We start from the raw sequence: 20649 nt of genomic DNA on the forward strand, positions 1-20649 counted from the left end.
CATGGGGAAGCGGAAGCCGGGCGCCGCGAGGTCGTCGCGCCGTCTGTTCGATGTGTCCTGGGCGACCGTCAAGCACCGCAAGGGCGGGTTCGTCGCCGCGTTCACCGCGCTGTTCTGCGGCTCCGCCGTGGTCACGGCCTGCGGGATCCTGCTGATGTCCGGGCTCACGTCGGGTGTCGCACCGGAGCGGTACGCGGGCGCCACCGTGATGGTCGGCGGCGCGCAGACGCTGCCCGTGAAGGAGGACTTCGACCCGTTCCACGCGGAGCGGGCCACCCTGCCCGCCGCCACGGCCGAGAAGGTCGCCGAGGTGCCCGGCGTCCGGTCCGTCGTACCGGAACGCACGGTCGGGATGACGCTCACGGACGCCCGGGGCGACACGGTGTCGCCGGGCCGTCCGCTGTACGGGCACGGCTGGTCGTCGGCCGTCCTCGCGCCGTTCCGGCTGACCGGGGGGCAGGCGCCCGCCGGTGACCGGGACGCCGTCCTCGACGCCGTCCTCGCGCGCGAAGCGGGGCTCGGTGTCGGGGACACCGCCCGGCTCACTGTCGGTACGACGCCGGCCACGTACCGGATCACCGGGCTCGTGACGGCGCCCCGGCTCGCACGGCAGTCCGCTGTGTTCGTCACCGACGCGCGCGCCGCACAACTCGCGCCGAGGGCGGACCAGGTCACCGCGATCGGCGTGTTCGGCGACCCCGGGACCGACCCGGACGACCTGGCGGCGCGGATCGGCCGGGCCGTCCAGGACACGGCCGTCCACACCGGACGGGACGTCGGTGACCTGGAGTTCCTGGACGTGGGGCAGTCGCGGGGGTTCCTCGTGGGGCTGTCCGCGTCGTTCGGCGGGACCGCGCTCGCTGTTGTGATCTTCGTGGTGTCCTCGACGCTCGGCCTCGCGATCCACCAGCGGCGGCGGGAGCTGGCGATGCTACGGGCCGTGGCGGCGACGCCCCGGCAGATCCACCGGCTCATCGGCGGCGAGATCCTGCTGGTCGGGACGGTCGGCGCGCTGCTCGGCGCGGTGCCCGGGTTCCTGGTCGCCGACGGGCTGCGCGCGGCGTTCGCGCGGGCCGGGGTGCTCCCGGCGGACTTCGCGCTGTCGTCGAACCCGCTGCCCGCGCTCGCTTCCGTGGTGCTGTGCGTCGCCGGGGCCCGGCTCGCCGGGTACATCGCCGCGTTCCGGGTGGCCCGTATCCGCCCGGTGGAGGCGCTGAGCGAGTCGCAGGCCGAGCCGCGCGGCCTGGGGCGGACGCGGCTCGCCGTCGGGTGGGCGCTGATCCTGCTGGGGCTCGGCTCGGCCGTCGTGGTGCCGCTGTTCGTTCCCGGGCAGCTCGCGCTCGCCGGGGCCGGCGGATCGCTGATGCTGCTGATGATCGGCTTCGGGCTGATCGGTCCGCTCGCGGTGAAGCTCGCGGCGCGGATGACGGGCCCGTTCCTGAGGCGGTCCCGGGTGAGCGGCTATCTGGCCGCCGCCAACAGCACCGCGAACGCGCGCCGCCTCAGCGCCGCGGTGGTTCCGCTCGCGCTCGCCGCCGCCATGGCGCTGATGCAGCTCTCGACGCTGTCCACCGTCACGGCCGAGGCGGAGCGGCAGGCCGCGAGCGGAGTCGTCGCTGACCACGTCCTGACCGGTGAGGGCACCGGGCTCTCGCCCGAACTCGCCGACACCGTACGGGAGATACCCGGGGTCGACACGGTGACGCCGGTGGCGCGCTCGCGGGTCATGCTCCACTACAAGGAGATCGACAAGTACCAGACCGAGCCGTTCAGCGCCCAGGGTGTCGACCCGGCGCGCCTGGAGCGGACGCTCGACCTCGACGTACGGGAGGGCAGCCTCGGTGAACTGCGGGGCGACACGGTCGCGTTGAGCTGGACGGCGGCGGGCACCGCGCGCCTCGGCGTCGGCGACACCGCCGATGTGTACCTGGGCGACGGGGTACGGAAGAAGCTCCGCGTGGTGGCCGTGTACGGCAACGGTCTGGGCTTCGGCGACGTGACCGTGCCGCACGGTCTGCTGACCCGGCACACCACGACCGGTCTCGACGCGGCACTTCTGGTGACCACGAAGGGCACCGCCGACGACGCGCGCGTCACGGCCGCGCTCGACCGTCTCGCGCGGGACACGCCGACCCTGACGGTGCGGGGCTCAGGCGACTTCGCGGCGGCGCAGGAGGCCGACATCACCCAGCAGTCGTGGACGACCCTCACCGCCAACGCGGTGCTCCTCCTGTATGTCCTGATCGCCGTGGTGAACACCTTGGTGATGGCGACCATGGGCCGGGGAAGGGAGTTCGCGATGCTGCGGCTGATCGGCACGAGCACCCGGCAGACCCGGCGGATGATGGCGATGGAGTCGTGGGTGGTCATCGTCACGGCGGTCGTGGTCGGGGTGCTGATCGCCCTGCCGCCGGCGGTCGGCGCGAGCCTGGCGATGACCGGGCGGGCCGTGCCGCAGGTGGAGCCGCTGGTGTGGGCGGGGGTCGCTGCGTTCGTCGCGGTACTCGGCCGGCTGTCGGTCGGCGTGCCCACGCGGGCCGCGCTGCGGGCCCGGCCGGTCGACGCGGTGAGCACCGGGGAGTGACGAAAGGGCCCCCGGGGGTGTCAGCCGGTGTGCTTCTTGTTGAGGTACGCGAGGACCGCGAGGACCCGTCGGTGTCCGCTGTCGCTGGGCGGCAGGTCCAGCTTGGCGAAGACATTGCCGATGTGCTTGCTGACGGCGCGCTCGGTCACCACCAGGAGGGTCGCGATGGTGGAGTTGTCGCGGCCCTCCGCCATGAGGTGCAGCACCTCGCGCTCGCGTGGGGTCAGCGAGTCGAGGGGGTCGTCGCGGCGGCGCGCCATGAGTTCCGTGACGACCTCCGGGTCCAGCGCGGTGCCGCCGGCGGCGACCCGCTCCAGGGCGTCCAGGAACTCGTCGACGCGCCCCACGCGGTCCTTCAGCAGATAGCCGACACCGCTCGCACCGCCGCCGAGGAGTTCGGCGGCGTACGTCTCCTCCACGTACTGCGAGAGCACCAGGACCGGCAGTCCGGGGATCTCGCGGCGCGCGTCGAGCGCGGCGCGCAGCCCCTCGTCGCGGAAGCCCGGCGGCATCCGGACGTCGAGGACGGCGGCGTCCGGGCGGTGCGTGAGCAGGGCGGGCAGCACCTCGGGGCCGCTGGACGCGACGGCCACCACCTCATGGCCCACCGAGGTCAGCAGCAGCACCATGCCTTCTCTGAGCAGGGTGTTGTCCTCGGCGATCACCACACGCACGGCAGCTCCACTTCGATCACGGTCGGGCCCCCGGCGGGGCTGGTCACTTCCACGGTGCCGTCGAACGCGGCGACCCGGCGCCGCATCCCGAGCAGCCCACTGCCCGCCGACTCGTCCGCACCGCCCCGCCCCTCGTCCCGCACCGTGATCCTCAACGCGCGGTCCAGGCGCGCGAGTTCCACCCGGGCGCGCGGGCTTCCGCTGTGTTTGGCGGCGTTGGTCAGCGCCTCGGCGACGACGAAGTAGGCCGCCGCCTCGACACCCGCCGGAGCGCGCGCCTCGCCCTCCAGACCGCTCTCGGCGACCTCGACGTCCAGGGCGCTGCCCGCCGCGAGCGCCCGGACCGCGCCGACGAGTCCCCGGTCGGTGAGGATCGGCGGATGGATGCCGCGTACGACATGGCGCAGCTCGGTGAGGGCTTCCTCGGCCTGGTCCTGGGCGTCGTCCAGCAGCTTGCGCGCCATGGCGGGGTCGGTGTCGTACGCGCGGCGGGCCAGGCCGACCCGCATCGACAGGGCGACCAGGCGGGCCTGCGTACCGTCGTGCAGGTCCCGTTCGATCCGGCGGAGTTCGGCGCCGTGCGCGGCGACGGCGCCCTCACGGGTGACGGTCAGTTCCGCCACGCGCGCGGCGAGGTCGGCGCTGCGGCGGGCCTCCGGTGAGGGTTCCAGGAGGGCGCGCGACCAGAAGACGCTGAGGTCGGCGAGGCGCCCGATCAGCGGCAGTACGACGGCGCGGCGGCGCAGCAGCCCGCACCACACACCGTCCACGAACAGGCCGACGGACCAGACGACCAGCGAGAAGTACGCGAGGAAGAGCCCGTAGACGAAGTGGGCGCAGAGCCAGCGCAGATCGCGGTACGTGCCCGGGTCCCTGAGCGCGGCGCGGATGCGTTCGCTGAGGCCGCCGGTGAGCGGTGCGTACGCCTCGGGGACCGGGACGCCCGTCGCGTCGGCGATCTGGCGCCGTTTGATCCCGGCGATCCGGCGCAGCATCAGGACCGTCTCCGGCAGGGCGCCCGCGCCGATGACGATGACCGTGGCGACCGCCGTGAACATCAGCACCGCGAGGAAGAGGTACGAGGAGATCGCGAGCGCCGCCGACACCATCAGCAGCCGTGTCGCCGCCCCCGCCCGCCGCACCGTCTCCCACATGCAGACGAGGCTAAACGACTGGTCGGGGCGGCGGAGGAGAGCGGGCTCCCCCTGGAGGGTGTAGCGCGCTACACCACGGGTCGGGTGGGGCACCCCATCGAAGGTCCCGTGCCGCTCCGGGCAGGATTGACCCCGGTCACGGAACCTTCCACAGAACCTTCCATGACCGGATCTCGACCACGACACCCCCGGTGACACGACACCCCTGGTGAAAGGACCCTCATGAAGGCCCTGCTCTGGCTGCTGCTCCTCGCGGCCGTCGCCGTCAACATCTCCACCAGCATCCTCTTCGACGGAACGCAGCAGGCGCTGCTCAGCATCGGCACCGGAGTGGTGGCACTCGCGTCGGGGCTGGCGCTGTACCTGACGCGTCCGAAGCGGTCCTGAGTCCGGCGGCGGCAGACATCGCCGGCGGCCCTCGGCGGCGAGCCACCGAACCGTTCACGCCGGTCAGCGCCGGGGCGGCACCGTGAACTCGCACCACACGCACTTGCCGGTCCCCCGCGCCTCCACGCCCCACGCGTCGACCAGGCGGTCGACCAGGAGCAGGCCCCGGCCGGACACACCGGCGTCGCCCGCGTCGCGGCGGCGCGGCAGGGCGCTGGAGGCGTCCTCGACCTCGACGCGCAGCCGCCGATCGGCCCCGGTGATGACGCGCAGGGTGACGACGGCGGCGCCCTCGGTGTGGACGAGGGCGTTGGTGATCAGCTCGTCGGCGACGAGTGCGATGTCATCGGCGCGCTCCCCGGCGCCCCAGGCCCGTACGGCGGCCCTGATCATGTGCCGGGCCCCGGTGAGCGCCCCGGGGTCCCCGGGCTCGACGTGCTGGCGCAGCCGGCCGCCGGACTGCGGGGCTCCGGTGCCCCGGCGGCGCAGCAGCAACAGGGCCACGTCGTCCTCGGCGCTCCAGTCGTCGGCGGCCTGGCACAGCTCGTCGGCGAGGCGCCGCAGATCGCGGGATCCGGCGCCGACGAGCGTCGTGAGCGCCTGAAGTCCGTCGTCGAGGTCGGCGCCCGGCTGTTCCACGAGCCCGTCGGTGCAGAGCAGCAGGGTCTGGCCCGGGTCGAGTTCGAGGGTGCCGACCGGGTAGTCGAGGCGGCCGAACTCCGCCGAGAGACCGAGTGGCAGCCCGCCGTCCACGGGGACCCTGCGGCAGGTGCCGTCGACCATCCGGACCAGCGGGTCGAGGTGCCCGGCGCGGACGAACTGGACGACCCCGGTCGACAGGTCGACCTCCGCGTACAGGCAGGTCGCGAAGCGGTCGGTGTCCAGTTCGTGCAGGAAGACGGAGGCGCGGGCCATGACCGTCGCGGGGTGGTGGCCCTCGGCCGCGTAGGCGCGCAGCACGATCCTGAGCTGGCCCATGACGGCCGCCGCGTGCGTGTCGTGGCCCTGGACGTCGCCGATGACGGCGCCGACCCGGCCGCCGGGCAGCGGGATCACGTCGTACCAGTCGCCGCCGATGTCCCGCCCGATGGACGCGGCGCGGTAGCGCACGGCGATGTCGGCGCCGGGCACGGTCGGGATGGTGCGGGGCAGCATCGCCTGCTGGAGCCCTTCGGCGAGGTCCTTGTCCTGCTCGTAGAACATGGCCCGCTGGAGGCTCTGCGCGATGCTGCTGCCGAGCGTGACGAGGACGTCCCGCTCCTCCTCGGTGAAGCCGTACTTGTCGTGGTAGAGCAGCCCGAGCGCGCCGATGGGCCGGGCCTGCGCGATGAGCGGGAGGTACGCGGCCGAGGTGATGCCGAGGTCGGTGATGTGCGGCCACAGCACCGGGTACGACTCGGCGAAGTCCTCCGGCGACTCGATGAACCGGGGCGCGAGGGTCCGCACCACCTCGCCCATGGGGTACGGCTCCTCGACGCGGGTCACCCGGGTGCCCGGGACGAAGCTGCCGGACGGGCCCTCGGCGACGAGTTTGATCCGGCCGGCCTCGACCAGGCCCATGACCAGGCTGGTCACGCCCAGATGGGTGAGGCTCTGGGTGTCCTTGAGTACGTCGATGACCTCCTTGACGGTCCTGGCGTGGGCGAGCGCGGCGGTGGCGACCTGGGCGACGCTGGTCCTGCGCCGCCGCCCCGCGTCCTGCGCGGTGCGCTCCCGGCGGACGGTGCTGTCGCTCAGCTCGTGGGTGGCGTCGCGGACGATCCCGACGATACGGCGGGGCCGACCGGTGGCGTCGCGGCTGATGTACGCCTGGGTGCGGGTCCAGCGCAGGGTGCCGTCGCGGCGGCGGACCCGGAAGTAGGCGCCGTAGAGCACACCGCCGCTCTTCAGGGCCTGCGCGACCCGGGCGTCGAGGCGGTGCGCGTCGCCCGACGGGACCCGGGTGGCCAGCGTGGCGGGGCGGCCGTCGAACTCGTGCGGTTCCATGTCGAACAGCTCGTACGCCATGGCGTCCAGGTGCATGGCGCCGCTGTCGAGGTCCCAGTCCCAACTGCCCATGCGGTTGAGCGCCAGGATCGGTGCCGGGTGAGCGGGCCAGTCGTCCGGGAGTGACAGGTCACTCGCTCCCCGATCAACCATGGGGCCACTTTGTCACCCCTTGTCCGATTCTTCGACTTGTCCGGGTCCGAGTGGACCCACGGGCGGTCGCGGGCAGGTGGCACCCGGCGGGAGTGGATCACAATGGGGGTGTGGAGTGGTTCACGGCACCCGACTACTGGCTCGCCCGGCTGCTGTTCCAGCGGACGCTCGCGGCGGTGTACCTCACCGCGTTCCTGGGGGCCGCGCTCCAGTTCCGGGCGCTGATCGGGGAGCGCGGGATGCTGCCGGTGCCCCGGTATGTGGCCCGTACCCCGGCCCGGCGGGCGCCGAGCGTGTTCCAACTGCACTACTCGGACCGGTTCTTCGCGCTCTGGGCCTGGGCGGGCTGCGCGGTGGCGGCGGCGCTGCTCGCGGGCGTGGACGGGCTGCTGCCGCTGTGGGGCGCGATGCTGCTGTGGGCGGTGCCGTGGGTGCTGTACCTGTCGATCGTGAACGTCGGGCAGACCTGGTACGGCTTCGGCTGGGAGTCCCTGCTCCTGGAGACGGGCTTCCTGGCGGTGTTCCTCGGCAATGACGAGGTGGCGCCGCCGGTCCTGGTCCTCTTCCTGCTGCGGTGGGTGCTGTTCCGTGTCGAGTTCGGCGCGGGCCTGATCAAGATGCGCGGCGACACCTGCTGGCGGAAGCTGACCTGTCTGTACTACCACCACGAGACCCAGCCGATGCCGGGGCCGCTGAGCTGGTTCTTCCACCGGCTGCCGAAGCCGCTGCACCGGGCGGAGGTGGCGGCGAACCACGTCACGCAACTGGTCGTACCCCTGCTGCTGTTCACTCCGCAGCCGATCGCGTCCGGCGCGGCGGCCCTGATGGTCCTCACCCAGTTGTGGCTGGTCCTGTCGGGGAACTTCTCCTGGCTGAACTGGACGACGATCGCGCTGGCCCTGTCCGCCATCGACTTCTCCCCGCTCACCGGCGCCCACTCACTGCCGGAAGCACCGCTCTGGTACGAGATCGTCGTCCTCGCGGTGACCGCGCTCGTCGTGACGCTCAGTTACCGTCCGGCGCGCAATCTGGTGGCGCGCCGCCAGTTGATGAACTACTCCTTCGACCCGCTGCACCTCGTCAACGCCTACGGCGCGTTCGGCAGCATCAGCCGGATCCGGCAGGAGATCGTCGTCGAGGGCACGGCGGACCCGGTGGCACGTGAGGACGGGGACTGGCGCCCGTACGAGTTCAAGGGCAAGCCCGGTGACGTACGGCGGTGGCCCCGGCAGTTCGCGCCCTACCATCTGCGGCTCGACTGGATGATGTGGTTCGCGGCGCTCTCGCCCGCCTATGCCCGGTCCTGGTTCGGGCCCCTGGTGGAGCGGCTTCTGGAGAACGACCAGGACACACTGCGGCTGCTGCACCGCTCGCCCTTCCCGCCGGACGCGCCGCCCGTGTACGTCCGCGCCCGGCTGTTCCGCTACCGGTTCACGACGTGGCGGGAGCTGCGGGCGACCGGCGCCTGCTGGGAGCGGACGTACGTACGGGACTTCCTGCCGCCGACCCGGCTGGAGTCCACGGCTCACCGAGGGCCGTCTCCGAGGCCGTAGACGCGGGCGGCGGTCCCGCCGAAGACCAGCGCGCGTTCGTCGGCGCCCAGCTCCTCGGTCAACTCCCCTGCCGCGTCGGCGACTTGGCCGTACGAGGCGGCCAGGGTGCACACCGGCCAGTCGGAGCCGAACATCACCCGGCCGGGGCCGAAGGCGTCGAGGACGGTGTCGGCGTACGGGCGCAGCCGGTCGGTGGTCCAGGTGTGCCAGTCGGCCTCGGTGACCAGCCCCGAGAGTTTGCAGACCGTGTGCGGCAGGGCCGCGAGGGCACGGACGTGGTCGGCCCAGGGGGTGAGGTCACCGGCGGCGACGGGCGGTTTCCCGGCGTGGTCGAGGACGAAGGTGAGGCCGGGCAGGGACGCGGCTGCGCGGACGGCCGCGGGAAGTTGGTGGGGCAGGACCAGCAGGTCGTAGACGAGGCCCGCCTCGGCGACGGCGGTCAGTCCCCGGTGGACGTCGGCGCGCAGCAGCCACTCGGGGTCGGGCTCGCCCTGGACCTGGTGCCGGATGCCCACCAGGCGCTCCCCGCCCGGCAGTTCCAGCAGCGCGGCGAGCGTGTCGGCGATGTCGGGCCGGGTCAGATCGGTCCAGCCGACGACTCCGGCGACCAGGTCGCTGTCCGCCGCGAGCGCCAGGAACTCCGGGGTCTCGTCGGCGACCGTGACCGTCTGGACGAGAACCGTGGCGTCGACCCCGGCCGCCCGTGCCTCGGGTGCCAGGTCGGCGAGCGAGAAGGACCGCCGGATCGGCGCCATGTCCGGGCCGGTGATCCACTCCTGGTCCCGCACGGACAGGTCCCACACATGGTGGTGGGCGTCGATGACCCGTGGGCTCGTCCGGGTGGCCATCACAGCTCCCAGACGACGGGCAGGCCCGCATCGGCGCCGTCCGCCGAGTAGTCGTGGGCGACGTCGAGGAGTTCCGTCATCCGGGCCTGCCAGGCGACATTGACGGGCAGCGGCTCCAGTTCGGCGAGCAGCCGGGCGTAGTCCTCGCACTCCAGGACGTGGAAGAGGTCGGTGCCGCTGCGCCAGATGGTCCAGGAGGTGGCCCCGGCGGCCCGGATCGCGGCGGTGAGTTCGGCGGGGACCTCGCGGTGGGCGGCCTCGTACCGCTCGACGCGGTCGGCGCGGACCTTGGTGTGCAGGGCGACTCTCACGACTCTTCCTCCGGGGGGACGGGTCCGGTTACGGGTACAGGGGCGTCCTCGGGCAGCAGTCCGGACGCGCGCAGTTCGTCCCAGAACCCGGCGGGCACCCCGGCCCGGAACTGCTCGGCCGTGTCCCGGACTTCGGCGGCCGATCGGGTGCCCACCAGCACGCTGGCGACGGCGGGATGCGCCCTCGGGAAGGCGAGCGCGGCGGCGCGCAGGGTGGTGCCGTGCCGGGCGGCGATGTCCCGCAGCCGGTAGGCGCGGTCCAGGATGTCGCCGGGCGCGGCGGCGTAGTCGTACGTGGCCCCGGGGCGCGGGTCGGCCAGGAGGCCCGAGTTGAACACGCCGCCGACGACGACGGAGGTGCCGCGTTCGGCGGCCCGGGGCAGCAGGTCGGACAGGGCGCGCTGGTCGAGGAGGGTGTAGCGGCCCGCGCAGAGGACCACGTCCACATCGGTGTCGACCACGAACCGGGTCAGCATCGCGGTCTGGTTCATCCCGGCGCCGATCGCGCCGACGACCCCTTCGGCGCGCAGTCTCTCCAGCGCCGGATAGCCCTCGCGGAACGCCTGCTCGGCGTGGTCGTCGGGGTCGTGCAGATAGACGACGTCCACGCGGTCCACGCCGAGCCGGGTGAGGCTGTCCTCCAGGGAGCGGCGGACGCCGTCGGCGCTGAAGTCCCACACGCGGCGGTGGGTCGCGGGGACGGCGAATCCGTGGGCCAGGTCGTCCCCGTACGCCGCACCTCCTTCTACGGGTTCGAGGAGGCGGCCGACCTTCGTGGAGAGGGTGTACCGGTCCCGGGGCCGGTCGCGCAGGGCCGCGCCGACGCGCCGTTCGGACAGGCCGATGCCGTAGTGCGGGGCGGTGTCGAAGTACCGGACGCCCTCGTCCCAGGCCGCCCGGAGCGCCGCCCCGGCCTGGGCGTCGTCCACGGCCGTGTACAGGTTGCCGATACCGGCGGCGCCGAACGACAGGTCCGTCACCTCGACGCCGCTGCGGCCCAGGGTCCGGGTCCGCACGCCGGTCACTGGCCCACGGGCCGCAGCCGCAGCCCCTGCATCCCGCCGTCGACGGCGAGCGCGGTGCCGGTGGTCGCGCCGGACAGCGGGCTCGCCAAGTAGGCGATGGCGCCCGCGACTTCACCGGCCGAGACGAGCCTCCCCGTGGGCTGGCGGGCGGCGAGGGCGGCGCGTTCGGCGTCCGGGTCGTCCGCCGCGTCGAGGAGCCGGCCGACCCACGGGGTGTCGACGGTGCCTGGATTGACGCAGTTCACGCGGATGCCCTCGCGTACGTGGTCGGCGGCCATGGCGAGGGTGAGGGAGAGGACGGCGCCCTTGGACGCGGAGTAGAGGGCGCGCTGCGGCAGTCCGGCGGTCGCGGCGATGGAGCAGGTGTTGACGATCGCGGCGCGGTCCGATGCGCGCAGCGCGGGGAGTGCGGCGCGGGTGGTGCGGACGATGCCGAGGACGTTCACGTCGAGGACGCGGTGCCACTGGTCGTCGTCGTTGTCCTCGACGGTGCCCTGGGCGCCGATGCCCGCATTGTTCACGAGGATGTCCAGGCCGCCGAGTGCGGCGACCGCCTCGGTGACGGCGGCGCGGACGGACGCGTCGTCTGAGACGTCGGCGCGGAATGCGGTGAGCGGTTTGTCGACCTGCTCCGGATTCAGATCGAGTACGGCGACCCGGGCGCCGCGCGCCGCGAGCAGATCGGCGGTGGCGCGGCCGATGCCGGAGGCGCCGCCGGTGACGAGGGCCGACAGACCCGTGAAGTCCTGGGGCTGCGCATCGTGCAGGTCTCGGGGCCGGCTCATGCCGCCGCTCCCTTCCGCTGGGCGAGGTCGGCGGTCCAGAAGGTGCCGCCGGGGAAAGTGAACTCCGCGATGGACTCCGGCCGCATGGTGGCCGAGAATCCGGGCGCGGTCGGTGCCGCGTAGTGACCGTCACGGATCACGACCGGGTCGAGGAAGTGCTGGTGCAGATGGTCCACGTACTCGATGACGCGGTCGTCGGTGGTACCGGTGAGTGCCACGTAGTCGAACATCGACAGGTGCTGGACGAGTTCGCACAGGCCGACACCGCCCGCGTGCGGGCAGACCGGGACGCGGTACTTCGCGGCGAGCAGCAGGATCGCCAGGTTCTCGTTGACGCCGCCGACGCGGGCCGCGTCGATCTGGAGGACGTCGATGGCGCCCGCCTGGAGGAGCTGCTTGAACACGATGCGGTTCTGCACGTGTTCTCCGGTGGCGACCTTGACGGGCGCCACGGCCCGCCGGATGGCGGCGTGGGCGAGGATGTCGTCGGGGCTGGTGGGCTCCTCGACCCAGTAGGGCGTGAACTCGGCGAGCGCCTTGGTCCAGCGGATCGCCTCGTCCACGTTCCACCGCTGGTTGGCGTCGATCGCCATCCGCACATCGGGCCCGATGACGGACCGGGCGACCCGGCAGCGCCGTACGTCGTCGTCGAGGTCCGCGCCGACCTTCAGCTTGATCTGCGTGAAGCCGTCGGCGACCGCCTGCGCGGCGAGCCGGGTCAGCTTCTCGTCGCTGTAGCCGAGCCAGCCCGGTGAGGTGGTGTACGCGGGGTAGCCGCGCCGCAGAAGCGCTTCGGCGCGTGCGGCGGCGCCCTCCTTGCCCCGGGTGAGCAGGTCAAGGGCCTCTTCGGGGGTGAGCGCGTCGGTGATGTAGCGGAAGTCGATCTGCCGGACCAGCCAGGCCGGTTCGGCGTCGGCGAGTAGCTGCCACAGGGGCTTGCCGGCGCGTTTGGCGGCGAGGTCCCACACGGCGTTCACGACGGCGCCGATCGCCATGTGCATCACGCCCTTCTCGGGTCCGAGCCAGCGCAGTTGGCTGTCCCCGATCAGGTCACGGCCCAGCGAGCCGGGGTCGGCGCACAGCTCGTCCACCGGGCGGCCCAGGACATGGCCGCGCAGGGCGTCGATCGCGGCGACCTGGACATCGTTGCCCCGCCCGATGGTGAAGGTGAAGCCGTGCCCCTCCTGGCCGTCGCCCGCGTCGGTGCGGAGCACGACATAGGCGGCGGAGTAGTCGGGGTCCGGGTTCATCGCGTCGGACCCGTCCAGCTCCCGCGAGGTCGGGAACCGGATGTCGTAGGTGTCGACCGCGATGACCCGGGCTTCGGAGGCGGCGGGGGTGGCGGATGGGGTCACGAGGGGCCTTTCCTGGAGGAGCGGGGGCCGGGAGCGGGGGGTGTCAGTCCTGCGCGCGGCCGGTGGTGACGCGGGCGATCATCAGGGCGACGAGGATGATGCCGCCGTAGATGGCCTGGATCCAGAAGGACGGCACCTGGGCCAGGGTGAGCAGGTTCTGTACGACACCGAGCAGCAGCACACCGGTCAGGGCGCCGAACATGGTGCCCTTGCCGCCGTCGAGGCTGATGCCGCCGATGACGGCCGCCGCGAACACGGTGAAGATCATGTTCTGGCCCTGGTTGGCGTTGATGGCGCCGACGTATCCGGTCTGCATGAGGCCACCGACGGCGGCGAGCGTGCCGGCCACGACGAACACGCCGAGCATGACGCGCTCGACCCGGATCCCCGCCGCGCGTGCGGCGTCCGCGTTGCCGCCGATCGCGTACAGGGCGCGTCCCCAGCGGTGGTATTTGAGGACGAGCCCCGCGATGCCGAAGGCCGCCGCGGCCACCCACACGGAGAGCGGGACCGTGAGGAAGGTGGAGGTGGCGAGGGTGTAGAAGGGCTCGGGCATGTCGAAGAGGGTCTTGCCCTTGGTGGCGCCGACGAGGACACCGCGCAGGATGATCAGCATGGCCAGGGTCACGATGAACGCGTTCAGCTTGAACTTGACCACGAGGATGCCGTTGAAGGCGCCGATCGCCGCGCCGACGGCGAGGATCGCGACCATGGCGACCGCGACCGGCATCTCGGTGCCGAACCCGGCCTGCACGGCGGGCAGCACGAGCAGGGCACCGATGGCGGGCGCGATACCGACGACGGATTCGAGGGACAGATCGAACTTGCCGGTGATGAGCACCAGGGACTCGGCGAGCACGACCATGGCGAGCGCGGCGGACGCGCCGAGGATGGAGATCAGGTTCCGCTCGGTGAGGAACGAGTCGTTGACGACGGCGCCGAGGACCATCAGCAGCAACAGCGCGGGTACCAGGGCGAGTTCGCGGGCCCGGCGCAGCAGTACGGACCTGGCGGCGGGCCGCCCTCCGGACGCTGCGGCGAGTGGTGCGGGTGTGGAGGCCGACGGGGCCTTCGTATCAGCCATGGAGGTCAACTCCTTCGGTTCCCTGGGTCGCTTCGGCGCTGTCGACGCCCTCGATCGACGCGATGAGTTCGTGGTCGTGCCAGCCCGCCGCGTGCTCGGCGACGACCTCGCCGTGGTAGAGGACGAGGACGCGGTCGCAGCGCCGCAGGTCGTCGAGTTCGTCGGAGACGACGAGGACGGCGGTGCCGTCGTCGCGGGCGCTGTCCATGCGGCGCAGCAGGGACTCCTTCGACTTCACGTCGACGCCGGCGGTGGGGTTGATGAGGACGAGCAGCCGGGGGTCCGACGCCAGGGCGCGGGCCATGACGACCTTCTGCGCGTTGCCGCCGGACAGGTCGGACACGGGCTGGTCGGGGCCCTCGGCGTGGATGTCGAGGCGCTGGATCAGCTCGCGGGCGAAGCCCCGTTTGCGGTCGGTGCCGATGAAGCCGTAGCGGCCGAGGCGGCCCAGGACGCTCATGGTGGTGTTGTCGCCGATGGTCATGCCGGGGACGAGCCCCTGCTCGTGCCGGTCGCGCGGCACACAGCCGACCCCGGCGCGCAACGCGGCCTGGACGTCCCCGAAGGGCAGCGGTTCCCCGGCGATCCGGGCGGTGCCGGACACCGGGGTACGCAGTCCGGCGATGGTCTCCGCGAACTCGATCTTGCCGCTGCCGCTGGTGCCGGCGAGCCCGACGACCTCGCCGCCGCGCACGGTCAGGTCCACGGGGGCGTACGCGTCACCGGCGAGCCCTTCGACGGAGAGCATGACGGGCGCGTCGGCGGGGACGGCGGTGCGTGCGGTGGCCTGTTCGGTGACGGCCTCGCCCGCCATGGCCTCCACGAGCGCGCCGCGCGGGAGTTCGGCGACGGGGGCCGTGGTGATCCAGCGGGCGTCGCGCAGCACGGTGACGGTCTGGCACACCTCGTACACCTCTTGGAGGTGGTGCGAGATGAACAGGAAGGTGACACCGGACTCCTGGAGCGCCCGCATCCGGGTGAACAGCCGGTCGATCTCCTTGTTGTCGAGCTGCGCGGTCGGCTCGTCCAGGACGATGAACCGGGCGCCGAAGCTCAACGCCCGTGCGATCTCGACCATTTGGCGGTCCTCGACCTTGAGGTCGGCGGTACGTGCCTCCGGGTCGACGTGGACGTCCCAGGTCTGGAGGACTTCGGCGGCCTCCTTGTGCAGGCGGCGCCAGCTGATGAGGCCGCCGCGCCCGGTGGGCTGCCGGTTGATGAACAGGTTCTCGGCGACGGTGAGTTCGGGGACGACGGTGGGCTTCTGGTAGACGCAGGCGACCTTGCGGCGCCAGGCGTCCCGGTCGGCGAGCGGCGGCGCCGGTTCGCCGTCGAAGCGGACCGTGCCCGCGTCCGGGGCCTGGAGCCCGGTGAGCACGGTGACCAGCGTGGACTTTCCGGCGCCGTTGCGGCCGACGAGGGCGTGGGACTCCCCCGGCAGGACGGTGAGGCGGCCGTCCTGGAGGGCGACGGTGGGTCCGTACCGCTTGACGATGCCGGCCGCCTCGACCAGCGGGTTCACGTTCGTGGGCCGGCTCATTTGACGGTGTTGCCCCAGAGCTGGGGATCGTCGACGTTGTCCTTGGTGACCAGGGGCGCGGGGAGCTGGTCCTCAAGGAGCCCGTTGGGCAGCTTGACGATCGTCGAGTCGTGGTCCGTCGGGCCCGGCTTGAACGTCTTTCCCTGCATCGCGGCCTTGATGTAGTACATGCCGTACTTGGCATAGGAGTCGGCAGGCTGCGAGACGGTGGCGTCGATCTCGCCCTTGCGGATGGCGTCGAACTCCTGCGGGATGCCGTCGTTCGAGACGATGCTGATGTGGCCCTTCTCGCCGGCCTTCTTCAGCATGCCCTTGGACTTGAGGGTCTGGAGGGTGGGCGCGAGGTAGACGCCGCCCGCCTGCATGTAGATGCCCTTGATGTCGGGGTTGGCGTTGAGGAGGGTGTCCAGCTTGGAGGCCGCCGTGTCGGACTCCCACTTGGCCGGGATCTCCAGGACCTTGAGGCCGGGGTACTTGTCCTTCACACAGGTGCGGAACGCCTCGGAGCGGTCCCGGCCGTTGACGGACGCCAGATCGCCCATGATCTGGACGACCTTGCCCGTCTTGACCTGGTCCCCCAGGAACTCGCACGCCTTCTCGCCGTACGCGACGTTGTTGGCGCGCACGACCATCGCGACCTTGCCCTTCTCGGGGGCGACGTCCACGGCGACGACGGGAACGCCCTTGCGCTCGGCCTGGTCGAGCCCGGCGGAGATCGCGGCGCTGTCGAGAGGCGCCACGACCAGGCCCTGGACGCCCTGGTTGAGCTGGTTGTTGATGTCGGTGATCTGCTGCGACGGGTCGCTGTTGGAGTTGACCGTCTTGAGCGCGTTCACCTTCTCGGACTCGGCCATCTTGGGCACGTAGTCGTTGTAGGACTGCCAGAACGGCGAGGTGAGCAGGGGCAGGATGACCCCGACCTTGCCGTTGCCCTTGCCGTCACCGGCGCCGTTCCCGGAGCCCGCTGCGTCCTTCGTGCTGCCGCACGCGGTGAGCGCGAGGGCCGCGCAGGCGGCCACCGCCGTCGCGCGGATCGCCCGTGGCGTGATTCTCCCGCTGTTCCGCACTGTCCTGCCGGCCATCTGACGGCTCCTCATCGAGGGGTTCGAAAGCTGTGGTCGAGAGCTGGTATCGAGACCTGTGTTCGAGAGCTGTGTTCGAGCGTGGGGATCGGAGCGCGGCCGGGTGTCCCACACCACGGCCGGGACGAATATTTATCAGACCACTTGGCCGTCGCAACACCCATGGGCGCCGATTTCTTCGCCGTTCCAGCCATAGTGGTCCGACCACCTCACTGGTTAGACTGCGGCGGACCCGGCCCGCCGGGACGCTCGCCCGGCCCACCGGGACGGCCTACGGAAGGAACGGCGTGGACGAGACCGCCCCGCAGAAGGGCACCGTGACGCAGCGGGCCATCGAGGAGGTCAAGGGCATGATCGCCGAGGGCCGGCTCGAACCCGGGGCGCGGCTGCCCACCGAGCGGGACCTCGCGACGCAGCTCGGCATCTCCCGCAGTTCGATGCGGGAGGCGATCCGGGCGCTGACCGTCCTCGGCGTCCTTGAGGCGCGGCACGGCTCCGGGATCTACGTCACCCAACTGGAGGCCGGTGACCTCCTGGAGACCTTCGGGGTGGTCGCGGATCTGTCACGCGGGCCGCGTCTGGTCGAGCTTCTGGAGGTACGGCGGGTCCTGGAGTCCACGGCGACCGCGCTGGCGGCGGCCCGGATATCGGCGGACGAACTGGCCGAGGTCGAGAAGCATCTGGAGGCGATGAACGCCACCGACGACCCGGAGGAGATCCTGTCGCACGACCTCGCGTTCCATCGCGTGATCGCCGCATCGGCGGGCAACGACACGATGGCGGCGATCCTGGAGGGCCTGTCGTCGCGCACCTTCCGGGCCCGCGTCTGGCGCGGCTACCAGGAGGAGGGCGCCTTCGAAAGGACGCGCCGCGAGCACGCCCGTATCCACCGGGCGCTGGTGGCGCGCGACCCGGAGGCCGCGCGGGCGGCTGCGGCGGCGCATGTCGGCGAGGTCGAGGACTGGCTCAGATCTCAGCTCGACGCACAGCCCGATCCGTAGCCCTGACGGGCCTCGCACATAAGGGGCTCACGGCCCCCGCCCGTACCGTCCGTACGGGTTCGGGGGCCGTGAGCGCGCGGGTCAACGGGCCGTGGAGGCCCGGGTCAGCCGCAGGGTGACCAGCTCGAACGGGCGCAGCGCCACGGCGATCGCGTTCCCGTCGCGTGCCGGTACGGCGGCGTCGGCGAGCGGGCGTTCCAGCAGGTCCGTGACGGTGGCGCCGGTCAGCGGGAACCCGGTGGTGAGGGTCGCGCGGGCCCGGCCGCCCCGGGACTCGTGGAAGCGGACGACGACATCGCCGCTGCCGTCGTCGGCCAGTTTGACGGCGGTGACCACGACGGCGTCGTCGTCCACGCCCACCAGCGGGGCGACCTCGGCGCCGCCCCGCCCTGCCCCGGTCCGCCGCGGCAGATTGATCCGGTAGCCCTCACGCACCGCGTCCCCGATCGAGGCACCCGCCACCAGCGCGTGCCGGAAACGGTGGACGCCCTGGTCGGTCTCCGGGTCGGGGAAGCGCGGCGCCCGCAGCAGCGAGGCGCGCACAGTGGTGGTCGTCCCGGAGTCCTCGGCGCGGACGGTCCGCGTGACGTCGTGCCCGTACGTGGAGTCGTTGACGAGGGCGACACCCCAGTCGGGCTCCGCGAAGTGGACGAAGCGGTGGTTGCACGCCTCGAACTTGGCGGCCTCCCAACTGGTGTTGGTGTGCGTGGGCCGGTAGAAGTGCCCGAACTGGGTCTCGGACGCGTACCGCTCGGCGTGCAGGTCCAGCGGGAACGCGAGCTTGAGGAACTTCTCCGTCTCGTGCCAGTCGACCTCGGTCACGATGTCGAGCCGCCGCGCGCCGGGCTCCAGGGAGAGGGTCTGGGTGACCTTGGACGCCCCGAAGCTCCGCACGACACGGACGGACGCGCCTTCCCCCTCGGTGACTTCGTCGGCGTCGACCAGATCCGTCACGGTGTTCCGGTAGAACTCGTCCACGTCCCACGCGTCCCACATGTTCGGGAAGTCGGGGTGGATCTGGAGCAGGTTGGCGGCCCGGCCCGGAGCCACGGTCTCGCGGTCGGCGGCGATGTCGTACGCGGAGACGACGAGGCCGTTCGCGTCGACGGTGACCCGGAGCAGTCCGTTGTCGAGGACGAAGCCGCCTTCGGCGCGCGGCGCGAGCGACGTGCCTCCGGTCGCGGCGGGCTCCCCCGCGCCACCGGCCGGGATCCCGTCCCAGGCGTGCGGCGCCGAGTTGAAGACGAGGCCGCCTTCCGGGGCGAGCGCTTCCTGCGCCCGGGAGATGATCGCGTTCAGCTCGTCGGCGACGGCCGCGTACGTCTTCTCGGCCTCGCGGTGCACCCAGGCGATGGACGAGCCGGGCAGGATGTCGTGGAACTGGTGCAGCAGCACCGTCTTCCAGATCCGGTCCAACTCCTCGTAGGGATACGGGAGTCCGGCCCGTACGGTGGCGGTGGCCGCCCAGAGTTCGGCCTCGCGCAGGAGGTGTTCGCTGCGGCGGTTGCCCTGCTTGGTCTTCGCCTGGCTGGTGAGCGTGGCGCGGTGCAGCTCCAGGTACAGTTCGCCGACCCAGACCGGCGGCTCGGGGTACTCGGCCTCGGCCTTGCGGAAGAACGCCTCGGGCGTCTCCCAGGCGACGGTCGCCGCGCCCTCCAGATTCCGCATCCGGGCGGCCTTGGCGACCATCTCGCGGCTGGTGCCGCCACCGCCGTCGCCCCAGCCGGTCGGCGCGAGCGAGTGCCGGGCGACGCCCTTGTCCTTGAAGTTGCGGGCCGCGTGCGCGATCTCGCTGCCCTTCATGGAGCAGTTGTAGGTGTCGACGGGCGGGAAGTGCGTGAAGATCCGGGTGCCGTCGATGCCCTCCCAGCGGAAGGTGTGGTGGGGGAACTTGTTCGTCTGCGACCAGGAGATCTTCTGCGTGAGCAGCCACTTGGCGCCGGCCGCCTTGATGATCTGGGGCAGACCCGCGGCGAACCCGAAGGTGTCCGGCAGCCACGCCTCCTGGTTGTCGACGCCGAACTCGTCGATGAAGAACCTTTTGCCGTGCACGAACTGACGGGCCATCGCCTCGGAGCCCGGCATGTTCGTGTCCGACTCGACCCACATCCCGCCCGCGGGCACGAACCGTCCGTCCGCGACGGCCTTCTTCACCTTCGCCCACACCTCGGGCCGGTGCTCCTTGACCCACGCCCACTGCTGGGCCTGCGACATGGCGAACACGAAGTCCGGCTCGTCCTCCAGGAGCGCGGTCATGTTCGACGTGGTCCGCGCCACCTTGCGGACGGTCTCGCGCAGCGGCCACAGCCACGCCGAGTCGATGTGCGCGTGCCCGACGGCGCTGATCCGGTGCGCGGAGGGCGCCGCGGGCTCGGCGAGTACGGCTTCGAGGCGGGCGCGGGCTGCGGCGGCCGTGCCGCCCACGTCCTGGAGGTCGACCGCGTCGAGCGCCTTGTCGACGGCGCGCAGGATGTCCCAGCGGCGCGCCGATTCGACGGGGAGTTCCGCCATCAGCTCGCCGAGCACCTCCAGATCGACGACGAGCTGCCACACCGTCTCGTCGAAGACGGCGAGGTCCATCCGCTCCAGCTTGTACTGCGGTTCGCTGCCCGCGGTCTCCTTGTCGCCGAGCTGGGTCGGCAGGAAGGGGTGGTAGTCGAGGATGACCGGGTTGGACGCGGCCTCGATGTGCAGCCGTACCTCTTCGCCGCCTGCGACCGGCGCACCGATCCGCACCCACTGGTTGCGCGGGTTGAGGCCCTTCACCGGGCTGCCGTCGGGCCTGTACACCAGGCCCTCGCACTGGAAGCCGGGCATGTTCTCGTCGAACCCGAGGTCGAGCAGCGCCTCGACGGTCCGCCCGGCCCAGGCGGCGGGCACGGTCCCGGTCACCCGGAACCAGCAGGTGCCCCACGGAGCACCCCACCGGTCGCCGACCGCGATCGGTGACGGCTCGGCGGCAAGCCCCTCGGCGACCGGGACCGGTTCGCCGGGTGCGTCCCAGACCGCGACGTCCAGGGGTACGGACTCGGGGTACACGGCGGGGCGGATGCGCTCGTCGAGTACGCGCTTGAGACGGGCTTCTACCAGGGTGCGGTCGTCATGCATGAGGGTGCTCCGTGGGAGT

At 72.1% G+C, this 20649-nt stretch carries 16 protein-coding genes; 4 read left to right on the forward strand and 12 right to left on the reverse strand.

Annotated features, from left to right (window positions below):
• Position 1: 1 nt before the first annotated feature.
• Positions 2-2584 (forward strand): ABC transporter permease, encoded by a 2583-nt coding sequence (locus tag ACIQNU_RS34155; RefSeq protein WP_401373780.1) that lies wholly within the window; start codon positions 2-4, stop codon positions 2582-2584.
• 20 nt (positions 2585-2604) lie between these two features.
• On the opposite strand, the gene ACIQNU_RS34160 is transcribed toward ACIQNU_RS34155, so the two are convergent.
• Both ACIQNU_RS34160 and ACIQNU_RS34165 read right to left on the reverse strand, forming a co-directional pair.
• Positions 2605-3258 (reverse strand): response regulator, encoded by a 654-nt coding sequence (locus ACIQNU_RS34160; protein WP_401373782.1) that lies wholly within the window; start codon positions 3256-3258, stop codon positions 2605-2607.
• Positions 3246-4412 (reverse strand): sensor histidine kinase, encoded by a 1167-nt coding sequence (locus tag ACIQNU_RS34165; RefSeq protein WP_401373783.1) that lies wholly within the window; start codon positions 4410-4412, stop codon positions 3246-3248. Before ACIQNU_RS34165 ends, ACIQNU_RS34160 begins: the two co-directional genes overlap by 13 nt.
• A 222-nt stretch (positions 4413-4634) precedes the next feature.
• On the opposite strand from ACIQNU_RS34165, the gene ACIQNU_RS34170 reads away from it, so the two are divergent.
• Positions 4635-4799, forward strand: a complete 165-nt coding sequence (locus ACIQNU_RS34170) for a hypothetical protein (RefSeq protein ID WP_401373784.1) — start codon at positions 4635-4637, stop codon at positions 4797-4799.
• 63 nt (positions 4800-4862) lie between these two features.
• Here ACIQNU_RS34170 and ACIQNU_RS34175 read toward each other — a convergent pair whose 3' ends face one another.
• Complete coding sequence (locus ACIQNU_RS34175) at positions 4863-6938, reverse strand: SpoIIE family protein phosphatase (protein ID WP_401373786.1); 2076 nt, start codon at positions 6936-6938, stop codon at positions 4863-4865.
• 110 nt (positions 6939-7048) lie between these two features.
• On the opposite strand from ACIQNU_RS34175, the gene ACIQNU_RS34180 reads away from it, so the two are divergent.
• Positions 7049-8491: a lipase maturation factor family protein gene (locus ACIQNU_RS34180; RefSeq protein WP_401373787.1), complete on the forward strand. Its 1443-nt coding sequence runs from the start codon at positions 7049-7051 to the stop codon at positions 8489-8491.
• On the opposite strand, the gene ACIQNU_RS34185 is transcribed toward ACIQNU_RS34180, so the two are convergent.
• The 8 genes from ACIQNU_RS34185 to ACIQNU_RS34220 are packed head-to-tail and all read right to left on the reverse strand — an operon-like array spanning position 8464 to position 16521.
• On the reverse strand, positions 8464-9339 hold the full coding sequence (locus ACIQNU_RS34185) for an amidohydrolase family protein (protein ID WP_401373788.1): 876 nt from the start codon (positions 9337-9339) through the stop codon (positions 8464-8466). The genes ACIQNU_RS34180 and ACIQNU_RS34185 overlap by 28 nt on opposite strands.
• Positions 9339-9650, reverse strand: coding sequence for an L-rhamnose mutarotase (locus ACIQNU_RS34190; RefSeq protein WP_401373790.1), 312 nt, complete (start codon positions 9648-9650; stop codon positions 9339-9341). The genes ACIQNU_RS34185 and ACIQNU_RS34190 overlap by 1 nt, the downstream gene beginning before the upstream one ends.
• On the reverse strand, positions 9647-10675 hold the full coding sequence (locus tag ACIQNU_RS34195) for an aldo/keto reductase (RefSeq protein ID WP_401373792.1): 1029 nt from the start codon (positions 10673-10675) through the stop codon (positions 9647-9649). The genes ACIQNU_RS34190 and ACIQNU_RS34195 overlap by 4 nt, the downstream gene beginning before the upstream one ends.
• Complete coding sequence (locus tag ACIQNU_RS34200; RefSeq protein ID WP_401373793.1) at positions 10672-11460, reverse strand: SDR family NAD(P)-dependent oxidoreductase; 789 nt, start codon at positions 11458-11460, stop codon at positions 10672-10674. The genes ACIQNU_RS34195 and ACIQNU_RS34200 overlap by 4 nt, the downstream gene beginning before the upstream one ends.
• Entirely contained in the window at positions 11457-12815 is a 1359-nt protein-coding gene (locus ACIQNU_RS34205) for an L-fuconate dehydratase (protein ID WP_401373795.1), read from the reverse strand. The genes ACIQNU_RS34200 and ACIQNU_RS34205 overlap by 4 nt, the downstream gene beginning before the upstream one ends.
• Before the next feature lie 43 nt (positions 12816-12858).
• A complete protein-coding gene (locus ACIQNU_RS34210) occupies positions 12859-13899 on the reverse strand; it encodes an ABC transporter permease (protein ID WP_401373797.1) in 1041 nt (346 codons plus the stop codon).
• Entirely contained in the window at positions 13892-15439 is a 1548-nt protein-coding gene (locus ACIQNU_RS34215) for a sugar ABC transporter ATP-binding protein (protein WP_401373799.1), read from the reverse strand. The genes ACIQNU_RS34210 and ACIQNU_RS34215 overlap by 8 nt, the downstream gene beginning before the upstream one ends.
• Entirely contained in the window at positions 15436-16521 is a 1086-nt protein-coding gene (locus ACIQNU_RS34220; RefSeq protein WP_401373801.1) for a sugar ABC transporter substrate-binding protein, read from the reverse strand. The genes ACIQNU_RS34215 and ACIQNU_RS34220 overlap by 4 nt, the downstream gene beginning before the upstream one ends.
• A gap of 287 nt (positions 16522-16808) precedes the next feature.
• On the opposite strand from ACIQNU_RS34220, the gene ACIQNU_RS34225 reads away from it, so the two are divergent.
• The gene (locus ACIQNU_RS34225) at positions 16809-17522 is read left to right on the forward strand and encodes a FadR/GntR family transcriptional regulator (RefSeq protein ID WP_401373802.1); all 714 of its coding nucleotides are present in this window, start codon (positions 16809-16811) and stop codon (positions 17520-17522) included.
• Between the two features lie 81 nt (positions 17523-17603).
• On the opposite strand, the gene ACIQNU_RS34230 is transcribed toward ACIQNU_RS34225, so the two are convergent.
• The gene (locus tag ACIQNU_RS34230) at positions 17604-20630 is read right to left on the reverse strand and encodes an alpha-mannosidase (protein ID WP_401373803.1); all 3027 of its coding nucleotides are present in this window, start codon (positions 20628-20630) and stop codon (positions 17604-17606) included.
• Between the last annotated feature and the right edge of the window lie 19 nt (positions 20631-20649).

The organism is Streptomyces sp. NPDC091292, assembly GCF_044757265.1.
Lineage (GTDB): Bacteria > Actinomycetota > Actinomycetes > Streptomycetales > Streptomycetaceae > Streptomyces.